Annotated in this window: 16 protein-coding genes; 10 read left to right on the forward strand and 6 right to left on the reverse strand. The window is 65.9% G+C overall.

What is annotated here, in order from left to right; translation table 11 throughout:
* Positions 1-279 precede the first annotated feature (279 nt).
* Together F1609_RS13865 and F1609_RS13870 are read left to right on the forward strand one after the other, a co-directional pair.
* A complete protein-coding gene (locus F1609_RS13865; protein WP_167076996.1) occupies positions 280-2,061 on the forward strand; it encodes a cation:proton antiporter domain-containing protein in 1,782 nt (593 codons plus the stop codon).
* The gene (locus tag F1609_RS13870) at positions 2,058-2,798 is read left to right on the forward strand and encodes a substrate-binding periplasmic protein (protein ID WP_167076997.1); all 741 of its coding nucleotides are present in this window, start codon (positions 2,058-2,060) and stop codon (positions 2,796-2,798) included. Before F1609_RS13865 ends, F1609_RS13870 begins: the two co-directional genes overlap by 4 nt.
* 18 nt (positions 2,799-2,816) lie before the next feature.
* Here the strand turns inward: F1609_RS13870 and F1609_RS13875 are convergent, their stop codons facing one another.
* Positions 2,817-4,433, reverse strand: a complete 1,617-nt coding sequence (locus F1609_RS13875; protein ID WP_167076998.1) for an FAD-dependent oxidoreductase — start codon at positions 4,431-4,433, stop codon at positions 2,817-2,819.
* On the reverse strand, positions 4,433-5,944 hold the full coding sequence (locus tag F1609_RS13880; RefSeq protein WP_167076999.1) for a polyamine aminopropyltransferase: 1,512 nt from the start codon (positions 5,942-5,944) through the stop codon (positions 4,433-4,435). The genes F1609_RS13875 and F1609_RS13880 overlap by 1 nt, the downstream gene beginning before the upstream one ends.
* Before the next feature lie 63 nt (positions 5,945-6,007).
* Between F1609_RS13880 and F1609_RS13885 the strand changes: the two genes are divergently transcribed.
* The 5 genes from F1609_RS13885 to speD are packed head-to-tail and all read left to right on the forward strand — an operon-like array spanning position 6,008 to position 9,582.
* A complete protein-coding gene (locus F1609_RS13885) occupies positions 6,008-6,394 on the forward strand; it encodes a DUF350 domain-containing protein (protein ID WP_167077000.1) in 387 nt (128 codons plus the stop codon).
* A gap of 52 nt (positions 6,395-6,446) precedes the next feature.
* Positions 6,447-7,493: an SPFH domain-containing protein gene (locus F1609_RS13890; protein ID WP_167077001.1), complete on the forward strand. Its 1,047-nt coding sequence runs from the start codon at positions 6,447-6,449 to the stop codon at positions 7,491-7,493.
* Entirely contained in the window at positions 7,494-9,014 is a 1,521-nt protein-coding gene (locus F1609_RS13895) for a DUF4178 domain-containing protein (RefSeq protein WP_167077002.1), read from the forward strand. It abuts the gene before it with no gap.
* On the forward strand, positions 9,011-9,211 hold the full coding sequence (locus tag F1609_RS13900; RefSeq protein ID WP_167077003.1) for a hypothetical protein: 201 nt from the start codon (positions 9,011-9,013) through the stop codon (positions 9,209-9,211). Before F1609_RS13895 ends, F1609_RS13900 begins: the two co-directional genes overlap by 4 nt.
* Positions 9,208-9,582, forward strand: a complete 375-nt coding sequence (gene speD, locus F1609_RS13905) for an adenosylmethionine decarboxylase (RefSeq protein WP_167077004.1) — start codon at positions 9,208-9,210, stop codon at positions 9,580-9,582. The genes F1609_RS13900 and speD overlap by 4 nt, the downstream gene beginning before the upstream one ends.
* 1 nt (position 9,583) lies before the next feature.
* On the opposite strand, the gene F1609_RS13910 is transcribed toward speD, so the two are convergent.
* From F1609_RS13910 to garD, 3 genes are read right to left on the reverse strand one after another with little or no spacing between them, the layout of a single operon-like run.
* Positions 9,584-10,468, reverse strand: a complete 885-nt coding sequence (locus F1609_RS13910; RefSeq protein ID WP_370661627.1) for an aldose 1-epimerase — start codon at positions 10,466-10,468, stop codon at positions 9,584-9,586.
* Complete coding sequence (locus F1609_RS13915) at positions 10,461-11,267, reverse strand: NAD-dependent epimerase/dehydratase family protein (protein ID WP_167077006.1); 807 nt, start codon at positions 11,265-11,267, stop codon at positions 10,461-10,463. Before F1609_RS13915 ends, F1609_RS13910 begins: the two co-directional genes overlap by 8 nt.
* Positions 11,268-11,269: 2 nt before the next feature.
* Positions 11,270-12,820 carry a galactarate dehydratase gene (garD, locus tag F1609_RS13920; RefSeq protein ID WP_167077007.1) on the reverse strand — a complete coding sequence of 517 codons (1,551 nt, stop codon included), beginning with the start codon at positions 12,818-12,820 and terminating at the stop codon, positions 11,270-11,272.
* A 238-nt stretch (positions 12,821-13,058) separates the two neighbouring features.
* Between garD and F1609_RS13925 the strand changes: the two genes are divergently transcribed.
* A complete protein-coding gene (locus tag F1609_RS13925; protein ID WP_229421874.1) occupies positions 13,059-14,303 on the forward strand; it encodes a CaiB/BaiF CoA transferase family protein in 1,245 nt (414 codons plus the stop codon).
* Between the two features lie 40 nt (positions 14,304-14,343).
* Positions 14,344-15,147 carry a leucine-rich repeat domain-containing protein gene (locus tag F1609_RS13930; protein WP_167077008.1) on the forward strand — a complete coding sequence of 268 codons (804 nt, stop codon included), beginning with the start codon at positions 14,344-14,346 and terminating at the stop codon, positions 15,145-15,147.
* A 27-nt stretch (positions 15,148-15,174) separates the two neighbouring features.
* Here the strand turns inward: F1609_RS13930 and F1609_RS13935 are convergent, their stop codons facing one another.
* Complete coding sequence (locus F1609_RS13935) at positions 15,175-16,389, reverse strand: MFS transporter (RefSeq protein WP_167077009.1); 1,215 nt, start codon at positions 16,387-16,389, stop codon at positions 15,175-15,177.
* Between the two features lie 105 nt (positions 16,390-16,494).
* Between F1609_RS13935 and F1609_RS13940 the strand changes: the two genes are divergently transcribed.
* Positions 16,495-17,385, forward strand: a complete 891-nt coding sequence (locus F1609_RS13940) for a LysR family transcriptional regulator (RefSeq protein WP_167077010.1) — start codon at positions 16,495-16,497, stop codon at positions 17,383-17,385.
* Positions 17,386-17,472: the final 87 nt, after the last annotated feature.

The raw sequence follows: 17,472 nt of genomic DNA on the forward strand, positions 1-17,472 counted from the left end.
CGGTCGCAAGGCAACAGCACGGCCGCCAGCCTAGCAGCCTGTCGGACTTGGGGAGTCGAAGCGAAAAAATAGCTGGGCGAGGCCAGATTTTGACGATTTCGCAGTGCCAATAGCTAGCTATTGGCCGAGAAAGCGGCGAAATATGGACCGTCCCGGGTATTTTTGCAGCCGACGATCCCAAGTCCGACAGGCTGCTAGCCACCGGCAGAAACGCCCCGCCACGGCGTACCCCCTGTTATAGAATGGCAAGCGCGACCAACCACACGACAGGCCCTACCCGTGCAAGAGCAACACGCCTTCCCCTTCCTGCGCGAAATCCTCCTGTTCCTCTCGTTGGCGGGCATCCTGATTCCCACGCTGCAACGCCTGCGCATCAACCAGGTGCTCGGATTCCTGGCCGTGGGCGCCCTGCTCGGCCCGTTCGGCCTCGGCCTGTTCGCCGACAGCCATCCGTGGCTGGCCTATCTCACCTTCCCGCGCGCCGAAGGCGTGGTGGCGCTGGCCGAACTGGGCGTCATGTTCCTGATGTTCATGATCGGCCTGGAACTGTCGGCCGCCCGCCTGTGGTCGCTGCGGCGCTGGGTGTTCGGCGCCGGCACGGCCCAGGTCTGCATCAGCGCCGCCGTGCTGGGCACGGTCATCCACCTGCTCGGGCACCGGGTCGAGAGCGCCGTCATCCTCGGCATCGTGCTCTCGCTCTCGTCGACCGCCGTGGTCATTGCGCTGATGAATGAACAGCACAGCACCAACACCCCGCTCGGCCAGGCCGGTTTTTCGATCCTGATGCTGCAAGACCTGGCGGTGGTGCCGCTGCTGATCCTGATCGGCGTCATGGCCAAGGGCGAGTCCGACGGCATCGTTTCGCTGGTGGCCATCACCATGGTCAAGGCGGCAGCCGCCATCGCCCTGATCTACCTGGTCGGCGGACGCCTGATCCACCCGCTGTTCCGCATCTTCACACGGCATCGCCAGCCCGACGTGTTCATGGCGCTGGTGCTGCTCTCGACCCTCGGCATCGCCGGCCTGAGCGCGGCGGCCGGCCTGTCGATGGCGCTCGGCGCCCTGATCGCCGGCCTGCTGCTGGCCGAAACCGAATTCAAGCACGAAGTCGAACTGATGGTCGAGCCGTTCAAGGGCTTGCTGATGGGCCTGTTCTTCATGACGGTCGGCATGGGCATGGACGCGCGCCAGATCATCGACGCGCCGCTGTGGCTGGCCGCCGCCGTGTTCGGCCTGATCGCCATCAAGGCGCTGGTGATCGCCGTGCTGTTCCGCATTGGCGGCTTGAGCTGGGGCCGCGCGGTCGAAGGCGGCCTGCTGCTCGGCCAGGGCGGCGAGTTCGCCTTCATCGTGATCGGCTACGCCACCGCCAGCAAACTGGTCGACGCCGACCTGGGCGCGCGCGTCATGCTGGCCGTCGGCCTGTCGCTGTTCGTCACGCCCATGCTGGCGCGCCTGGGGCGCGAAATCGGCACGCGCTGGGAGCCGCGCGGCGACGAGCAGGCAGCCACGCCCAACCAGGCGGCACTCGCCGCCGCGCGCGGCCACATCATCATCGCCGGCTTCGGGCGGGTCGGCCAGCAGCTGGCCAAGCTGCTCACGGCCGAAGGCATCGGCTACATCGCCTTTGAAAACGATGCGCGCCTGGCCACCAGAATGCACGGCCAGGGCTTGCCGGTCTACTTCGGCAATGCCGCGCGCGCCGAGCTGCTGCGCCATGTGAACGCCGGCGAGGCGCCCGCGATCGTGCTGACGATGGACCATCCGGCGTCGGCCCTGCACGCGGTGCGCGGCATCCGGCGCGAATTTCCCGACGTGCCGCTGCTGGCGCGCTCGCGCGACGAAGCGCATGCGCGCGAACTGAAACGCGCCGGCGCCACCATCGTCGTGCCCGAAACGCTGGAGGCGAGCCTGCAACTGTCGGCCTTCGTGTTCGAAGCGCTCGGCATGGACGAGGACCGGGTCGACCGCATCGTCGACGCCGAACGCGACCTGTTCCTGGCCACGCTCGACGCCGAGGCGCATGCGGTGAAACACGGCCAGGCGGCGCCGGCATCATGAAGCACCTGGCCCTGGCCCTGCTGGTCCTGTGCGCGCTGCTGCCGGCCAAAAGCGCGCCGGCCCAGGAGGTCACGGTCTACACCAGCGCCAGTTTCGCCCCGCTGATGCTGGCCGACGGGCGTGGCATGTACCCCGACCTGATCGCCTACCTGAACCAGCGCAAGCTCGGCACCCTGACCTTCCGGCTCCAGTACATGCCGCGCAAGCGCCTGCAGGTCAAGCTGGAAGACGGCAGCATCGACGGCATGGTGATCGGCATGATGCCGGAGTGGTTCGACGACGTGGAGCAGAAAAAATACCTGTGGTCGGCGCCCTTCGCCATTGACCGTTACGCGCTGGTGTCGATGGCGGCAAAACCGGTCAGTCCGGACGCGCCGGCCAGCCTGGTCGGCGCCTCGGTCGGGGTCACCTTCGGCTACCACTATCCCGGCATCGACGCCTGGCTGGCCCGCTCGGGCATGCTGCGCAGCGAAGGACCGAGCGACGAGAAGAACATCGAAAAAATGCTGCTTGGCCGGGTCGACTGCGTGATCGTGGCCGAATCGATGGCGCGCTACTTCATGCGCGCGCACGGCATGACGGCCAGGCTGCACCTGGCCACCCTGGCCAGTGCGCCCACCGAACGGCGCATGCTGGCGCCGCGCAGCCACGCCGCCGCTTTCGAAAAAATCGCGCCGGTGCTCAAACAACTCAAGAGCGATCCGGCCTGGCAGCGCATCGTCGCCACTTATCAGTAAGCGGCAATCAGCAAGCGCCTATTTCAACACCTTCAGCGCGGCCTGCACGCCCCACCACGCGGCTTCCTCGAACACCGAAAAACCCGACAGGTCGGCATGCGCGAACACGATCGGGTCATCGGCGTCGCGCAAGGCCTTCAGCCCCGCATTGCTGCGAAAGCCCGGCAGGGGCGCGGCCATCGCGTGCCCGCGCAGGGTGATCTCGACCCGCTCGACGCAGGCCGCGAACTTCCAGCCGTAGGCGCTGGCCAGGTCGGCGCTGGCCAGCGCCACCAGTTCGCCGGGGCTGGCGCCCATCATCCACTTGCGCGCCGCCTCGGGAGTGCGGTCCGACAGCGCCACGTAGGAGGAAAACACGGTCTTGTCGGGCGGCGCGACGCGGATATCCTGGTGGGTCGAGACCACGTAGCCCAGGCCCGGTTCCTGGTACACCACGTTGTCCCACGACAGCGGCGCCTGCGGCAGCTCGCGCGGGAAGTCCTTCATGAGGAAGTTCGCCACCAGCCACGGCGCGTACGAGGGCATGTGGCGCTTCGCATCGAAGCCATACGCGCCGATGTTCTCGACCACGCGCGCGGCCACGTACAGCGGCATCGCGCAGATCGCCTTGCGCGCCCGTACCAGCGTGGTGCGCGCCACGCCGCCGTCGAGCGTGAAGCACAGGGCTTCGACACCATCCCCGCTGCGCCCCAGCGAGACGGCGCTGCCGGGGCGGCGCCGCACGCCCGATGCGGCGGCCAGCTTGTCGGCCAGCGCCTGCATCCCGCCCGGCCAGGTGAGCCAGGCGCCGTTGCCGGCGTTGGCCGCCTGCCCGCCGCGGCTGGCGAAGTAATGCAGTCCGGCCCAGGCCGACACCTTGTCGTACCGGGTGCCGTAGTCGTCGCGGCAGCAGTAGTTCAGGTACCAGTGCAGGGTCGGCGAACGGTAGCCCTGCTGCTCCAGCCAGTCCTTGAAGGTGATACGGTCGAGCGCGTCGAAGGCCGGGTCGCGCGACGACGACGCGCTCGGGAACGCGAACACGCGCTGGCCGTCGCTGCCGCGCAGCGTGCGCAGGCGCTCGACCTCGGCGAAAAAGCGCGCGTGCTCGGCCAGTTCCTGCGCGCTCACGCCGTCGGCCGGAATCAAGCCTTCCTGCCAGCGGCCCTTGAACAGCAGGCGCTCGGCGGGGCCGTGCAGGATGGCGCGCTCGTCGTAGTAAGGCTTGTCGCCGTACGGGTCGCGCGTAATGACCCCGAGGTCGAACAAAATCTCGCGCACATGCAGCGACTCGGCCGACGCCAGCGGCAGGTAATAGCCGCCGGTCGGATAGGCCAGTTCGCCAAACTTGCCGCCGGCGGCGTTCCCGAACGGCTGCGGACCGTCGATCATCAGCACTTTGCGCTGGCCTTCGCGTTCGAGCTTCCAGGCGGCGGTCAGGCCGGCGATGCCGGAACCGAGAATGACGATGTCGGTCTCGATCACCTGGCTCGGGGCCAGCAGCTTGCCGCGATCGCGCAGATCCCGCAAAAAATGGCCTTCGGCGCGGCCCGGATAATGCACGGCCGGCGTCATTTCGAGCCATTGGCGGAACAGCCCCGCGCTGGCCGCCGCCGCCCCCGCGCCGCCGGCCAGCGCCAGGAAGGTGCGCCGGTCCATCAGCGGATCACCCGGCGCCAGTCCTGGCCGAATTCGTGCACCAGCGACTGCGTATTGAGCCGGTTCGGCGCCATTTCCAGGCGCGGCATGTCGGGCGGGAAGGCGAACATCTCGCGCGTGGTCGCTTCGTTCAGAAAGCGCATCGGCAGCCGGTAGCTGGTCGGCGGCGCATACTCATGCTCGGGCGAGGCCATGATGAAGCCCCATTCGCCGAACGAGGGCACGTAGGCATGGTACGGCCAGGTGCGCATGCCGACCTCGCGCAGGGTGGCGTCGATGGTCCAGTAGGCGTGCGGCGCAAAGAAGGGCGAGGTCGATTGCACCACCATCAGCCCCTTGGCCGCCACGTGTTTTTTCAGCATGCCGTAGAACGGCACCGAATACAGCTTGCCGAGCGCGAAACTGGACGGATCGGGAAAGTCGATGATGGCCGCGTCGAACATCTCGCCCGTGGTTTGCAGCCAGATCGCGGCATCGGCATTGACGACTTTCACGCGCGGGTCGGCGAACGCGCCGCCATTGAGCTTGACCAGCTCCGGGCGGGTGGTGAAGGCCTGCGTCATGGCCGGGTCCAGGTCGACCACGGTGACCTGCCTGATATTCGGGTAGCGCAGCACCTCGCGCAGCGCCAGGCCGTCGCCGCCGCCGAGCACCAGCACGCTGCGCGCCCACGGCAAGGCTTGCAGCGCCGGATGCACCAGCGCTTCGTGGTAGCGGTATTCGTCGCGCGACGAGAACTGCAGGTTGCCGTTGATGTACAGGCGCGTGTCGTCCTTCCAGCGCGTGATCACCAGGCGCTGGTAGGGGGTGGTGGTGGAATACACGATCTGGTCGCCGAACAGGCCATGTTCGCCCCACTGCACCATGCGGTCCGACAGGGCGAAACCCATCACCAGCGCGAACATGACGAACGATGCGCGCAGCACGCGAGCGCCGATGTTGGTCAGTTCGGCGCGAAACACGTACAGGGTCCAGAAGCCCACGCCGACGTTGAGCATCCCGAACAGGAAGCCCGTGCGCACCAGCCCCACGTAGGGCGCCAGCACCAGCGGGAACAGCAGCGACACCGCCAGCGCGCCCAGGTAGTCGAAGGTCAGCACGCGGCTGACCAGGTCATTGAAGGCGGTGTCGCGCGCGTTCAGGGCGCGCATCACCAGCGGCACTTCCATCCCGACCAGCGCCCCGATCATGAACACCAGCACATACAACAGGGTGCGAAACGGCGCCGTCATCCACGAAAACGTCATGAACAGCAGCGCCGCCGAGACGCCGCCGATCAGGCCCACGGCCAGCTCGATGTCGATAAAACGCGACAGCACGTCTTCTTCGGCCACGTACCTGGAAAAGTGCGCGCCCACGCCCATGGCGAACAGGTAGCAGCCGATAATGGTGGAGAACTGGAGGATCGAATCACCCAGCAAATAGCTCGACAAGGCGCCGGCAATGAGTTCGTAGGCCAGCCCGCAGGAGGCCACCACGAACACGGACAGTATCAAAATTTTTTTGGTCATCTTGTCTTTTTGCTCTAAGATCGTCGTGCGCTGCCATTACGACCATCTTTCAGGGGAAACTTCGTGCCCGCCATCCTAAACTATCTGCTCCACCTTGCAACAGCGGTTGCACTGGTGATGGTGTTCTTTGTCATTTACACGCGCATGACGCCCTACGACGAAGTGAAGCTGATCCGCGGTGGCAACCATGCGGCCGCGCTGGCGCTGGGCGGCGCCCTGATCGGCTTTTCCCTGACCATCACCTCGGCCATGATGCATACCCGCGACTACTACCAGTTCCTCGGATGGGCGGCCGGCGCCATGCTGGTCCAGGTGCTGGTGTACTACGTCACCACGCGCCTGCTGAAAATGGCGTCCGAGCAGATCGAAGCCGATAATTCGGCCTTCGGCGGCCTGCTCGGCGCCATCGCGATCTCGGTCGGCCTGGTCAACGCCGGCGCCGTTTCCTGACCTGCCCCGCCCTGCCCTGCCCTCATTTAACGCATTCCTACCGGAGACCGACATGTCCCTTGGCTCATTCATCAGAAAACAGTTCATCGATGTCCTGCAATGGAACGAAGAGAACGACGGCGTGCTGGCGTGGCGCTTTCCCATGCAGGACTTCGAAATCCAGAACGGCGCCATCCTCAATGTGCGCGAGTCGCAGATGGCGCTGTTCGTCAACGAGGGCAAGATCGCCGATGTCTTCGGCCCCGGCACCCACAAGCTGACCACCAACACGCTGCCGCTGCTGACCAACCTGAAAAACTGGGACAAGTTCTTCGATTCGCCCTTCAAGTCGGACGTGTACTTCTTCAGCACGCGCGTGCAGACCGGCCGCAAATGGGGCACGCCGCAGCCGATCACGATCCGCGATGCCGACTTCGACATGATCCGCGTGCGCGCCTTTGGCATGTACTCGTACCGGGTGGCCGATCCGCGCCTGTTCTTCACCGAAATCAGCGGCACGCGCGAAGTCTACACGCGCGACGAAGTCGAAGACCAGCTGCGCGGCATCCTGATGGCCACCATGGCTTCGTCGCTCGGCAGCGCCAAGGTGGCCTTCCTCGACATGGCCGCCAACCAGGCGCTGATGGCGCAGCAGGTCAAGGGCGACCTGTACGCCGCTTTCGGGCGCTACGGGGTGGGGCTCGACGAATTCAACGTCGCCAGCGTCAGCCTGCCCGAAGAACTGCAGGCCGCGCTCGACGAGCGTATCTCGGCCGGCATGAAGGGTGGCCTGTCGAGCGAGAAGATGGGCGGCTTTACCCAGTTCCAGGTCGCCACCAGCATTCCGCTGGCGGCGCAGAACGAGGGCGGCCTGGCCGGCATCGGCGCGGGCCTGGGGGCCGGCGCGATGCTGGGCCACGCCATGGCGCAGGGCATGAGCGGCTCCATGATTCCGCAGGTGCCGCCGGCGCCGACCGCGCCCTTGCACGTGCCGGTGCCCGAGGTCGATCCGATCGAGGAGCGCCTGATCAAACTCAAGGGATTGCTCGACAAGGGCCTGATCTCGCAGGACGACTACAACAGCACCAAGACGGAGCTGCTCAAAAAACTGCTCGGCTAAATGCACATTGTCTCCTGCCCCAGCTGCGGCGCCGAAGTCCGCTTCAAATCGCACGCCGCCGTCATGGCGGTGTGCGAGTACTGCCGCGCCACCTTGCTCAAGGATGCCGACGCGGTCAAGAACCTGGGCACCATGTCGTCCGTGCTGGAAGACTATTCGCCGATCCAGATCGGCACCAGCGGCAGCGCCGGCGGACGCCATTTCACGGTGGTCGGGCGCATCCAGCTGCGCTACGCCAGGGGCATGTGGAACGAGTGGTATGTGCTGTACGACGACGGCAGCAACGCCTGGCTGGGCGACTTTTCCGGCCTGTACACGCTCACCAGCGTGCGCGCCGTGGCCGGCGAGCTGCCCGGCTTTAACGCGATCGGCATGGCCGCCGCCTGCCGCATCGACGGCGAGCGCTGGCTGGCGGCGGACAAGCGCAATGGCGAATGCATCGCCGGCCAGGGCGAGCTGCCGTTCCGGGTCGGCACGGGCTGGCGCATCCGGGTAGCCGATTTTCGCAGCGGCCCGCGCTTTCTCACGCTCGACTACACCGGCGGCGAAGTACCGCTGGTGTACACCGGCGTGGCGGTCACCCTGGCCGGGATGCGCTGCCAGCTGCTGCGCGACGATGAACAGATCCGCGCCAGCGCCGGCAAGTACCGCGGCAAGATCGACGCCCTCGACTGCCCGTCGTGCGGCAGCACCATCGGCTACCTGCCGGGCGTGGCGACCAACCTGGTGTGCCCGGCCTGCAAGGCGCAGCTCGACGCCGCCGGCCCCGAAGCGAAGGTGCTGGCGGCCGGCGAGAAAGTCGCGAACATGCGCACCACGATCGCGATCGGCGCCACGGCCAACATCCAGGGCAGCCAGTGCAGCGTGATCGGCGCCATGATCCTCGAGTCCGAGGACGGCACCAAATGGACCGAATACCTGGTGTACAGCCCGCGCGCGGGGTTTTTCTGGCTGGTCGAAACCGCGCATGCCTGGTTCCGCGCCGATGTCATGAGCGACTGGCCGGAGTGGGACCCCGACCGTCCCGACGTGGCCCGGGACGACAAGTTCACCTACGAGAAGTCCGATGACTACATGGCGCGGGTGGTGGCCGCCGCGGGAGCGTTCAACTGGCGCGTCAAGGCCGGCGACCGCACCCGCGTGGTGGAATTCAAATATGGCGCGGCCAGCCTGGCGGCCGAGATCACCAGCGACGAGATGAACTGGTCGCGCTCCAAATTCGTGGCCACCGACCAGGTCATGGCGTGGTTTGTCCCGCCCAAAAAAACCAAGCCGCCAAAACCGCCAAAGCCGCCCAAGGTGCCGCCGCTTCCCGTTTCGCCCACGCCGCCCGTGCCTGTACCAGCGGCAAAGGCCAGCGGCGTGTCGGGCGCCCTGTGGATATTTTTCCTTGTCATGCTCGGATTGAACCTGATTCCGCTGATTGTCAATTTCGGCAAGTCGCTGGTGTTCGTGGTGTTGGGAATGCTGGCGATTTATTTCCCCGCCCAGTTGGGCATCGCCGACAAGGATGACGAATGAACGCGCGCTATTTAATGTATGCGATCGCGGTGACGGTGCTCACCACGGTCATCAGCTGGGTTGCGATGTTCGATTCCTCGTCCAATGAGCGCAGCAGCTCGCGCAGTAGTGGCGGTAGCGGGGGTGGCAGTGGCGGTGGCAGCAGCTGGAGTTCCAGCGGCGGCAGCTCCGGCGGCGGCGGCGGCGGGCACAAATGACGGTGGCCGCGCATCGCCCCGCCGGCATTCATCTGCTGGCCGATTTCCACGGCGTCGACGCGGCGCTGCTGACGGTGAGCGCGCAGATCGACGCGCTGCTGCGCGCGGCCGCCGAAGCGGCCGGCGCGCGCATCCTGCACAGTCATTTTCATAGCTTCGGCGAGGCGATGGGCATAACCGGCGTGCTGCTGCTGGCCGAGTCGCATATCTCGATTCATACCTGGCCCGAATACGGCTTTGCGGCGGCCGATATTTTCATGTGCGGCGACGCCCAGCCGCAGCTGGCGTTGCAGGTGATGGAACTGGCATTCAAGCCGGCTTCGCGCGTGGTGCAGACCATCGAGCGCGGCGTGGCCCAGATGTTGACGTAGCTCAGGTCACCGTTAACCGGAAGGTGCGCCGCAAGCGCTGCCCCGGCGCCAGGATGGTCAGGCCGTGGCTGGCCGGCCCGCCCGCCATATTGTGCGCGTTGATCAGGTGATCCACCGGTTCGAAGCAGAAAAAATCCCCGCCGGGCGGCGCATATACGATGTAGTAGCCGCTATCGGCCTCGATCGCCAGCGTCAAACCATTCTCCGGCCAGGCAATGCGCGCCTTGCCGTCCCAGCCTTCGAAGATATTGTCGATCGCGCCCTCGGGCAGCGCGCGTTCACGCTCGAACGACCACGCGCCGGCAATCGCCTGCGCGTGCGACGGCAGCTTGTCCGGCCCCGCCATCCACACCCTGCGCGCCACGGCTTGCAAGGTGGTGCCGGCGGTGCGCGGCATCCACGGATGCAAACCCAGGCCGAAGGGCAGCGCCAGCGCGCCGGTGTTGGTCACCTCCAGCGTCACTACCAGCACATTGGCGCGCAGGGCGTAATCGAGCGCGGCGCGGTACGAGAACGGCGCGCCGTCGCGCCGTTCGAGCATCAGCAGCACCTGGCTGGCCGACTGGAACGCCACTGTCCATGGCCGCTGCCAGCCTTCGCCATGCATCGGAAACGGATCGCCTTCGCGGTTCGGCGCAATGGGGTAACGCTCGCCGCCATACGAAAACCCGCCGGCCATGCGGTTCGACCACGGCACCAGCGGAAAACAGGCCAGCTGGTTCGGACGCGGCGCGGCGTCGCCCTCCCCGCCCGCGTACGGGCGCAGCACCGGCACCGGCTCGGCACCGCCGGTCCAGTCCAGGCGCGACAAAGCGCCGCCGACACCCGGAAGGATCTCGGCGGACAGCTGCGCGCTGCGCAGGACCAGCGACGCCGGCTTAGTTATATTTCGGCCCGGTCAGCAGGAAAGGCCCACCCTGGTAGGTGATGGCAAGGTCGTCGTCCGGCGCGTAGGTGCCGGTGAACGGGAACATGCCCTCGAACTGGGTCGAACTGTCCTTGGCCACGAAGCCGAGATGGCGCGAATGGCGGTCGTCCCACCATTTGGCCTTGTTGTCGGACACGCCGAAGGCGATGGTGTGGCCCACGCGCGCGGCGAACAGCGAGCAGCGCAGCGATTCGACCAGGTCGTCCAGGCTCAGGTAGGTGATCATCATGCGCGCGCTGCCCGGCTTGGGGAAGCAGGAGCCGATGCGCAGGCACACGGTTTCGATGCCGAAGCGGTCGAAGTAGTAGCGCGACAGCGATTCGCCGAACACCTTGCTGATGCCGTACATGCCGTCCGGGCGCGGCGGCATCTCGGCGTCGACCAGGTCGGTGGTCTTGTAGAAGCCCATCGTGTGGTTCGAGCTGGCGAACACCACGCGCTTGACGCCGCACTTGTGGATCGCTTCATACAGGTTGGCCATGCCGAGGATGTTCGCTTGCATGATGGCGTCGAACGGCGCTTCGACCGAAATGCCGCCGAAGTGCAGGACCACGTCCACGCCTTCCATCAGCGCCAGCACAGCGGCTTTGTCGGCCAGGTCGCACTGCACGACTTCTTCGCCCTCGCCGGCCGGGCCAAGGTCGGCCAGGTCGGACAGGCGCACGATGTCGGCCCATGGTTTGATGCGCTCGCGCAGCTGGCGTCCGAGGCCGCCGGCGGCGCCGGTCAGCAAAATGCGTTTGAAGGGTTTGCTCATAATCAGGTCACCGGTGCAGGATTGAAAAGGGTCAGGGCATTGTGCAGCTTCCAGTGTTCGGCCCAGGTCTTGCGGCCGCTGGCCACATCGAGCATCAGCTTGAACAACTCCCAGCCGACGTCTTCGATGCTCGCTTCGCCACTGGCGATGCGGCCCGCGTTCACGTCCATCAGGTCGTGCCAGCGGCGCGCCAGGTCGTTGCGCGTGGCCACTTTGATCACCGGGCATTCGGCCAGGCCGTACGGCGTGCCGCGCCCCGTGGTGAACACGTGGATATTCATTCCCGCCGCCAGCTGCAAGGTGCCGCAGATGAAGTCACTGGCGGGGGTGGCTGCGTAAATCAGCCCTTTCTGTTTGAGTTTTTCGCCGGGCAAGAGCACGCCGGTGATCGCGGACGATCCCGACTTGACGATCGATCCCATCGCTTTTTCGACGATGTTCGATAGCCCGCCCTTCTTGTTACCCGGCGTGGTGTTGGCGCTGCGGTCGACGCCGCCGCGCGTCAGGTAGGCATCGTACCATGCCATTTCGCGGATCATGGCCTCGGCCACGTCGGCATTTGCGGCGCGCGAAGTGAGCTGGTCGATCCCGTCGCGCACTTCCGTCACTTCCGAAAACATCACCGTAGCGCCGGCCCGCACCAGCAGGTCGGTGGCGTAGCCGACCGCCGGATTGGCGGTCACGCCCGAGAAGGCGTCGCTGCCGCCGCACTGCACGCCCACCACCAGGTCGGACGCCGGGCAGGTTTCGCGCTGGCGCGCGTTGAGCGCCTTGAGCTGCACCTCGGCGGTGCGCATGATCGAGTCGATCATCGACTGGAAGCCCACGTGGCCGTCATCCTGCAGGCACACGTGGGCGGGGTCGGCGCCACTGAGAATGGGGATCGAGCCTTTCGGGAACAGGCGCGCCGGCTGCAGTTTTTCGCAGCCCAGGCTGACCACCATGGCCTGGCCGCCGAAGTTGGGGTTCTGGGTGATGTTGCGCAGGGTGCGGATCGGGATCTCGGCGCCGGGCGCGTCGATCGCCACGCCGCAGCCGTAGGTGTGTTCGAGGCCGACCACGTCGTCCACGTTCGGGTACTGCGGCAGCAGTTCGCTCTTGATGCGCTTGACCGCGTGTTCGACCACGCCGGAGACGCATTGCACGGTGGTGGTAATGGCCAGGATGTTGCGCGTGCCGACCGAACCGTCGGCGTTCCTGAAGCCTTCGAAGGTGTAGCCTTCCAGCGGGGCCATGACCGGCGCCTTGCGGGTGGCGATCGGCAAGCCTTCGAGTTCGCGCGCGGCCGGCATGCGCAGCACCGCTTCCGAAATCCAGCTGCCCTTGGGCAGGGCGCGGGCGGCAAAACCGATCGTCACGTTGTAGCGCGTGACCGCATCGCCCTCGGCGAAATCGCTCAGGGCCACCTTGTGCCCCTGCGGCACCGCGTCGACCAGCACCAGCCCGTCGGGAAACACCGTCCCCGCCGGCAAGCCGCCATCGTTGACCACGATGGCCACGTTGTCGTCCGCGTGCATGCGGATATGGAGCGGGGTTTTTTCGGGTGTCGTCATTTTGATAGCCTTGTCTGCCCGTACCCGCATACGCCCGGACATTGCGGACGCGATTGCGGTCGGTTTGCTAAGTATGCCAGCAAACTTCAGAATCGGCTAGTCCAATTTACTTTATTGGTCAGACCAATTTCACTTTTCATCACAAAATGGTCAGGGCGGTCCGGCCGCGTTGCGCGCTTGGCCACAGAGGGGCGCGAGCCGATATAATTGCTGCCTGATTTGCAACAAGGCAGACACAATGACTCAAGCATTTTCGGGCATGCCCAAGGCGCTCGGCCACATCCGCGTACTCGATCTGTCGCGCGTACTGGCCGGTCCCTGGTGCTCCCAGAACCTGGCCGATCTCGGCGCCGATGTGATCAAGATCGAACGACCCGGCGTGGGCGACGACACGCGCGCCTGGGGCCCGCCGTACGCGCGCGACGCCGACGGTAACAACACCAGCGAGGCCGCCTACTTCCTGACCGCGAACCGCGGCAAGCGCTCGGTGACGGTCGATATTGCCACGCCCGAGGGCCAGGCGATCGTGCGCGAGCTGGCGCGCGAGGCCGACGTGGTGCTGGAAAATTACAAGGTCGGCCAGCTGAAACGCTACGGCCTCGATTACGACAGCCTCAAGGAAATCAAGCCGGACCTGGTGTACTGCTCGGTGACCGGGTTCGGGCAGGACGGGCCGTATGCGCACCGCGCCGGCTACGACTTCCTGATCCAGGGCATGGGCGGGCTGATGTCGGTCACCGGCGAGCGCGACGACCTGCCCGGCGGCGGTCCGCAAAAGGCCGGCGTGGCGCTGACCGACCTGATGACCGGCATGTACGCCACCGTGGCGGTGCTGGCCGCGCTCACGCACCGCGACCGCTCGGGCCAGGGCCAGTACATCGACATGGCGCTGCTCGACACGCAGGTGGCGATGCTGGCCAATGTAGGCAGCAATTACCTTAACAGCGGCAAGCCGCCCAAGCGCTGGGGCAATGCGCATGCCAACATCGTGCCGTACCAGACCTTTGCCTGCGCCGACGGGCATATCATCGTCGCTACAGGGAACGATGGGCAGTACCGCAAGTTCGTGGAAGCGGGCGGGCGCGACGATTTGCTGAGCGACCCGCGCTTCGCCACCAATCCGCTGCGCGTGCAGCACCGCGACGTGCTGGTGCCGCTGCTGGCCGACATGGTCGCCACGCGCACGCGCGACGCGTGGATTGCCCAGCTCGAAGCGGTCGGCGTGCCGTGCGGGCCGATCAACGATGTCGGTGAAGTGTTCGAGAACGAGCAGGTGAAAGCGCGCGGCGTGGCCATCGAGATGGATCATCCGGCGGCGGGCAAGGTGAAGCTGGTGCGCAGTCCGATGAAATTGTCGCTCACGCCGGCCCAGGCCGATCTGCCGCCGCCGATGCTGGGGCAGCATACCGACGAAGTGCTGCGCGATCTGCTGGGGCGCAGCGATGAAGAGATTGCGGTCTTGCGGGCCAAGGGGGCAATCTGACTCGCCGTCGTCGTGTCGCCCAAGCCCGAAAGCACATGCCATGAAATTCAACCGCCACGTTTCCGCGATCGACAATGAGGTCCAGGACCGCTCTTCCGATGCCTGGAAGGCGCTGTGCCGCTATATCGATGAACTTGAAGCGAGTGGCGCGGACGAATTCGCGCCGCGCGAGGCACTCGGCCCCGAACTGTACGCCGCCATTTTTACGCTGCCGGAATCGATCGGCAAGTTAAAACGCGTCACCAAGGTGCATCTCTACGGTAGCAAGCTCAAGCGCATTCCTCCGGAAATCGGCGGCATGACGGCGTTGACGCACTTCGACGTCTACACCTCGTATGGCTTGCAGTGGTTTCCGTATGAGCTGACGCGCTGCACAAACCTGATCGACAGCCGGGTCAGCACCCGCGCCCTGTACGGGAACTACAAGCACCGCCTGCATTTTCCGCTACTGAAGGGAAATCCGGTCCGCTATCACGGCGACACGCTCAAGTGCAGCGTATGCAGCGCCGACACCGGCTACGACAAAGTTTTGCAGCTCTGGATCAGCTTAAAAGTCGGCACCGACGTATTTCCGATGCTGGTCAATTCCTGTTCCAAGCAGTGCTCGGAGTCCTTGCCCACGCCGCATCACAACTACGTACAGCAGGCGCACCGTGGCGGCACGTCGATTGCGCAGCCGCCCGACGAACATGCAAGGTGGCAGTTGGAACAGCTTCAGGCCAAGGAGGTGCCGGTGCCAGTGCCGGCAGCGGTGCAGGCGCCCGCCGCCGGCACCGCCACGGAGCCAACACCCATGTCCAAGCGCCCCTTGCTCAAGCCGATATGGAAAATCTGGGAGAGGTAAGCACCTGCCTTTCCACCATCGCTGCGCTTACGCGGCCTTCAGGCCGGCCGCCTCGATTGGCGCCAGCCCGCGCAGGCGCAGCGCCATCGCCAGGGCCAGGCCGAGGGCCAGTGCCAGCAGCGCCACCACGCCGTTCCAGCCGGCCGCGCTCCATACCATCCCCGACCCCGCGCCAATCACGCTCGACCCGATATAGTAGAAGAACAGATACATGGCCGAGGCCAGCGCCTGCGGCGCCCTCGCCCGCCGTCCGACCCAGCTGCTGGTGACCGAGTGGGTCCCGAAGAAGCCGAAGGTAAAGAGGCTCATCCCCGCCAGAATCAGCACCAGGTGGCTGGAGAGGGTCAGCAGCAGCCCGGCCAGCATGATCACGGTGACCATCCACAGCACATTGCGCCGTCCGATGCGGTCGGCCAGGCGGCCGGCCCACACGGAACTGAACATCCCGATCAGGTACAGCACCGACATCGCCCCCACCGCGCTCTGGCTCATATGGAACGGCGCGGCCAGCATGCGGTAGCCGATGTAGTTATACAGGCTCACGAACACCCCCATCACCAGGAAGCCCAGCGCGAACAGCCACGGCATGCCGTCGTCGCGCAAATGGGTGCGCGCGCCTTCCAGCAAACCACGCACGCCCGGCTTGCCACCCCTGAAGTTCTGCGACTCCGGCAGGCTGCGCGCGAACTCCCAGGCGGCGAGGATGCCGGCGGCGCCCATCGCGCCGAGCGCCAGGCGCCACGAGTAATGGTCGCTCACGACCGAGGCGATCACCCGGCCCGCCATGCCGCCGAGCGCGGTGCCGCTGATGTACAGGCCCATCGACAGTCCGAGCGATGGCCCTTCGATCTCTTCGCTCAGGTAGGCCATGGCCACCGCCGGCACGCCGCCCATCGAAAAGCCGAGCAAGGCGCGCAGCACCAGCAGTTGAACGTAGTTCTGGGCGACGGCGGTCAGCACGGTGAAGACGGCGGCGCCGACCAGCGCGAAGGTCATGAGTTTTTTGCGGCCGATGCGGTCCGACAGCGCGCCGCTGATCACCAGCGACACCGCCAGCGCCAGGGTGGCGATCGACAGCGACCAGCTGCTTTGGGCCGGCGTGAGCGCGAACTGGTGCGCCAGCAGCGGCATGAGCGGCTGCACGCAGTACAGCAGCGCGAAGGCGGAAAAGCCGCCGCACAGCATGGCGCGGTTAATGCGCTTGAAAGCGGGGGAACCGGCGGTAACGGCGCTCGATGACATGATGGACAACCCGAAGTGAATAGACTGGAGTCATCTTAGGTTTGCGCTTTTATACTGTCCAATATATATTTAACTCGTTTCTCATACACTGACTAGATAACAAACATGGAATTTCGCCAGCTTCGCTACTTCATCGCCGTGGCCGAGGAACTGCATTTCACGCGCGCCGCCGAGCGCCTGCACATCGGCCAGCCGCCGCTGAGCCATGCGATCCAGATGCTGGAAGCCGACGTCGGCGCGCAGCTGTTCGAGCGCACCAAGCGCTGGGTGAGGCTGACCGAAGCGGGCAAACTGTTCCTGGACGATGCGCGCCGCATCGTGGCCCTGTCGGAGCAGGCGGCCAGCACCGCGCGCCGGGCCGAACGCGGCGAGGCGGGCGAACTGCGCATCGGCTTCACCTTCTCGACGCCGCTCACGCCCTTGTTTGCGAACGTGATCAACCGCTATCGGCAGCAGTATCCGGCGGTGACCTTGACCTTGCACGAAATGGCCACCGTGCCGCAGCTCGACAAACTGGCGCGGCGCGAGCTCGATCTGGGCTTCGTGCGCCCGCCGGAAAATGGGCTGCCCGAGAATATCGGCTTGACGGCGCTGCGCGAAGATCCGCTGGTGGCGGTGCTGCCGACCGGGCTGGCGCTGGCGCGCAAGCAAGCGGTCGCGCTCAGCGAGATGGCCGGGCTGCCGTTCGTGATGTATCCGCACAGCGCGGGGACCGGGATTTATCCGCAGATTTTCAGGTTGTGCCGCGATGCCGGGTTCGTGCCGAGGGTGGAGCAGACGGCTGGCGAAGCGTCGACCATCATCGGGCTGGTGGCGGCCGGATGCGGGGTGTCGGTGCTGCCAGGGTCGTTCGAGCGGATCAGGATGGATGGAGTGTGCTACCGGCCGCTGCTCGACGCGGGAGCGACCACCACCTTGCTGCTGGCGCAGAGGAAGGGCGAGCATGCGCCGCTGGTGCAGGCGTTTCTGGCGCTGGCGAGCGAGGCGGCGGTTTGAGTTACCCGCACCCTCGTCGTTCCCGGCCTCGGCGGCCCCCTTGGCGGGAATCCATAGCACCTATGCTTACAAGTGCTATGGATTCCC

Origin of the sequence: Massilia aquatica, from assembly GCF_011682045.1 — a bacterium.
Lineage (GTDB): Bacteria > Pseudomonadota > Gammaproteobacteria > Burkholderiales > Burkholderiaceae_D > Telluria_A > Telluria_A aquatica.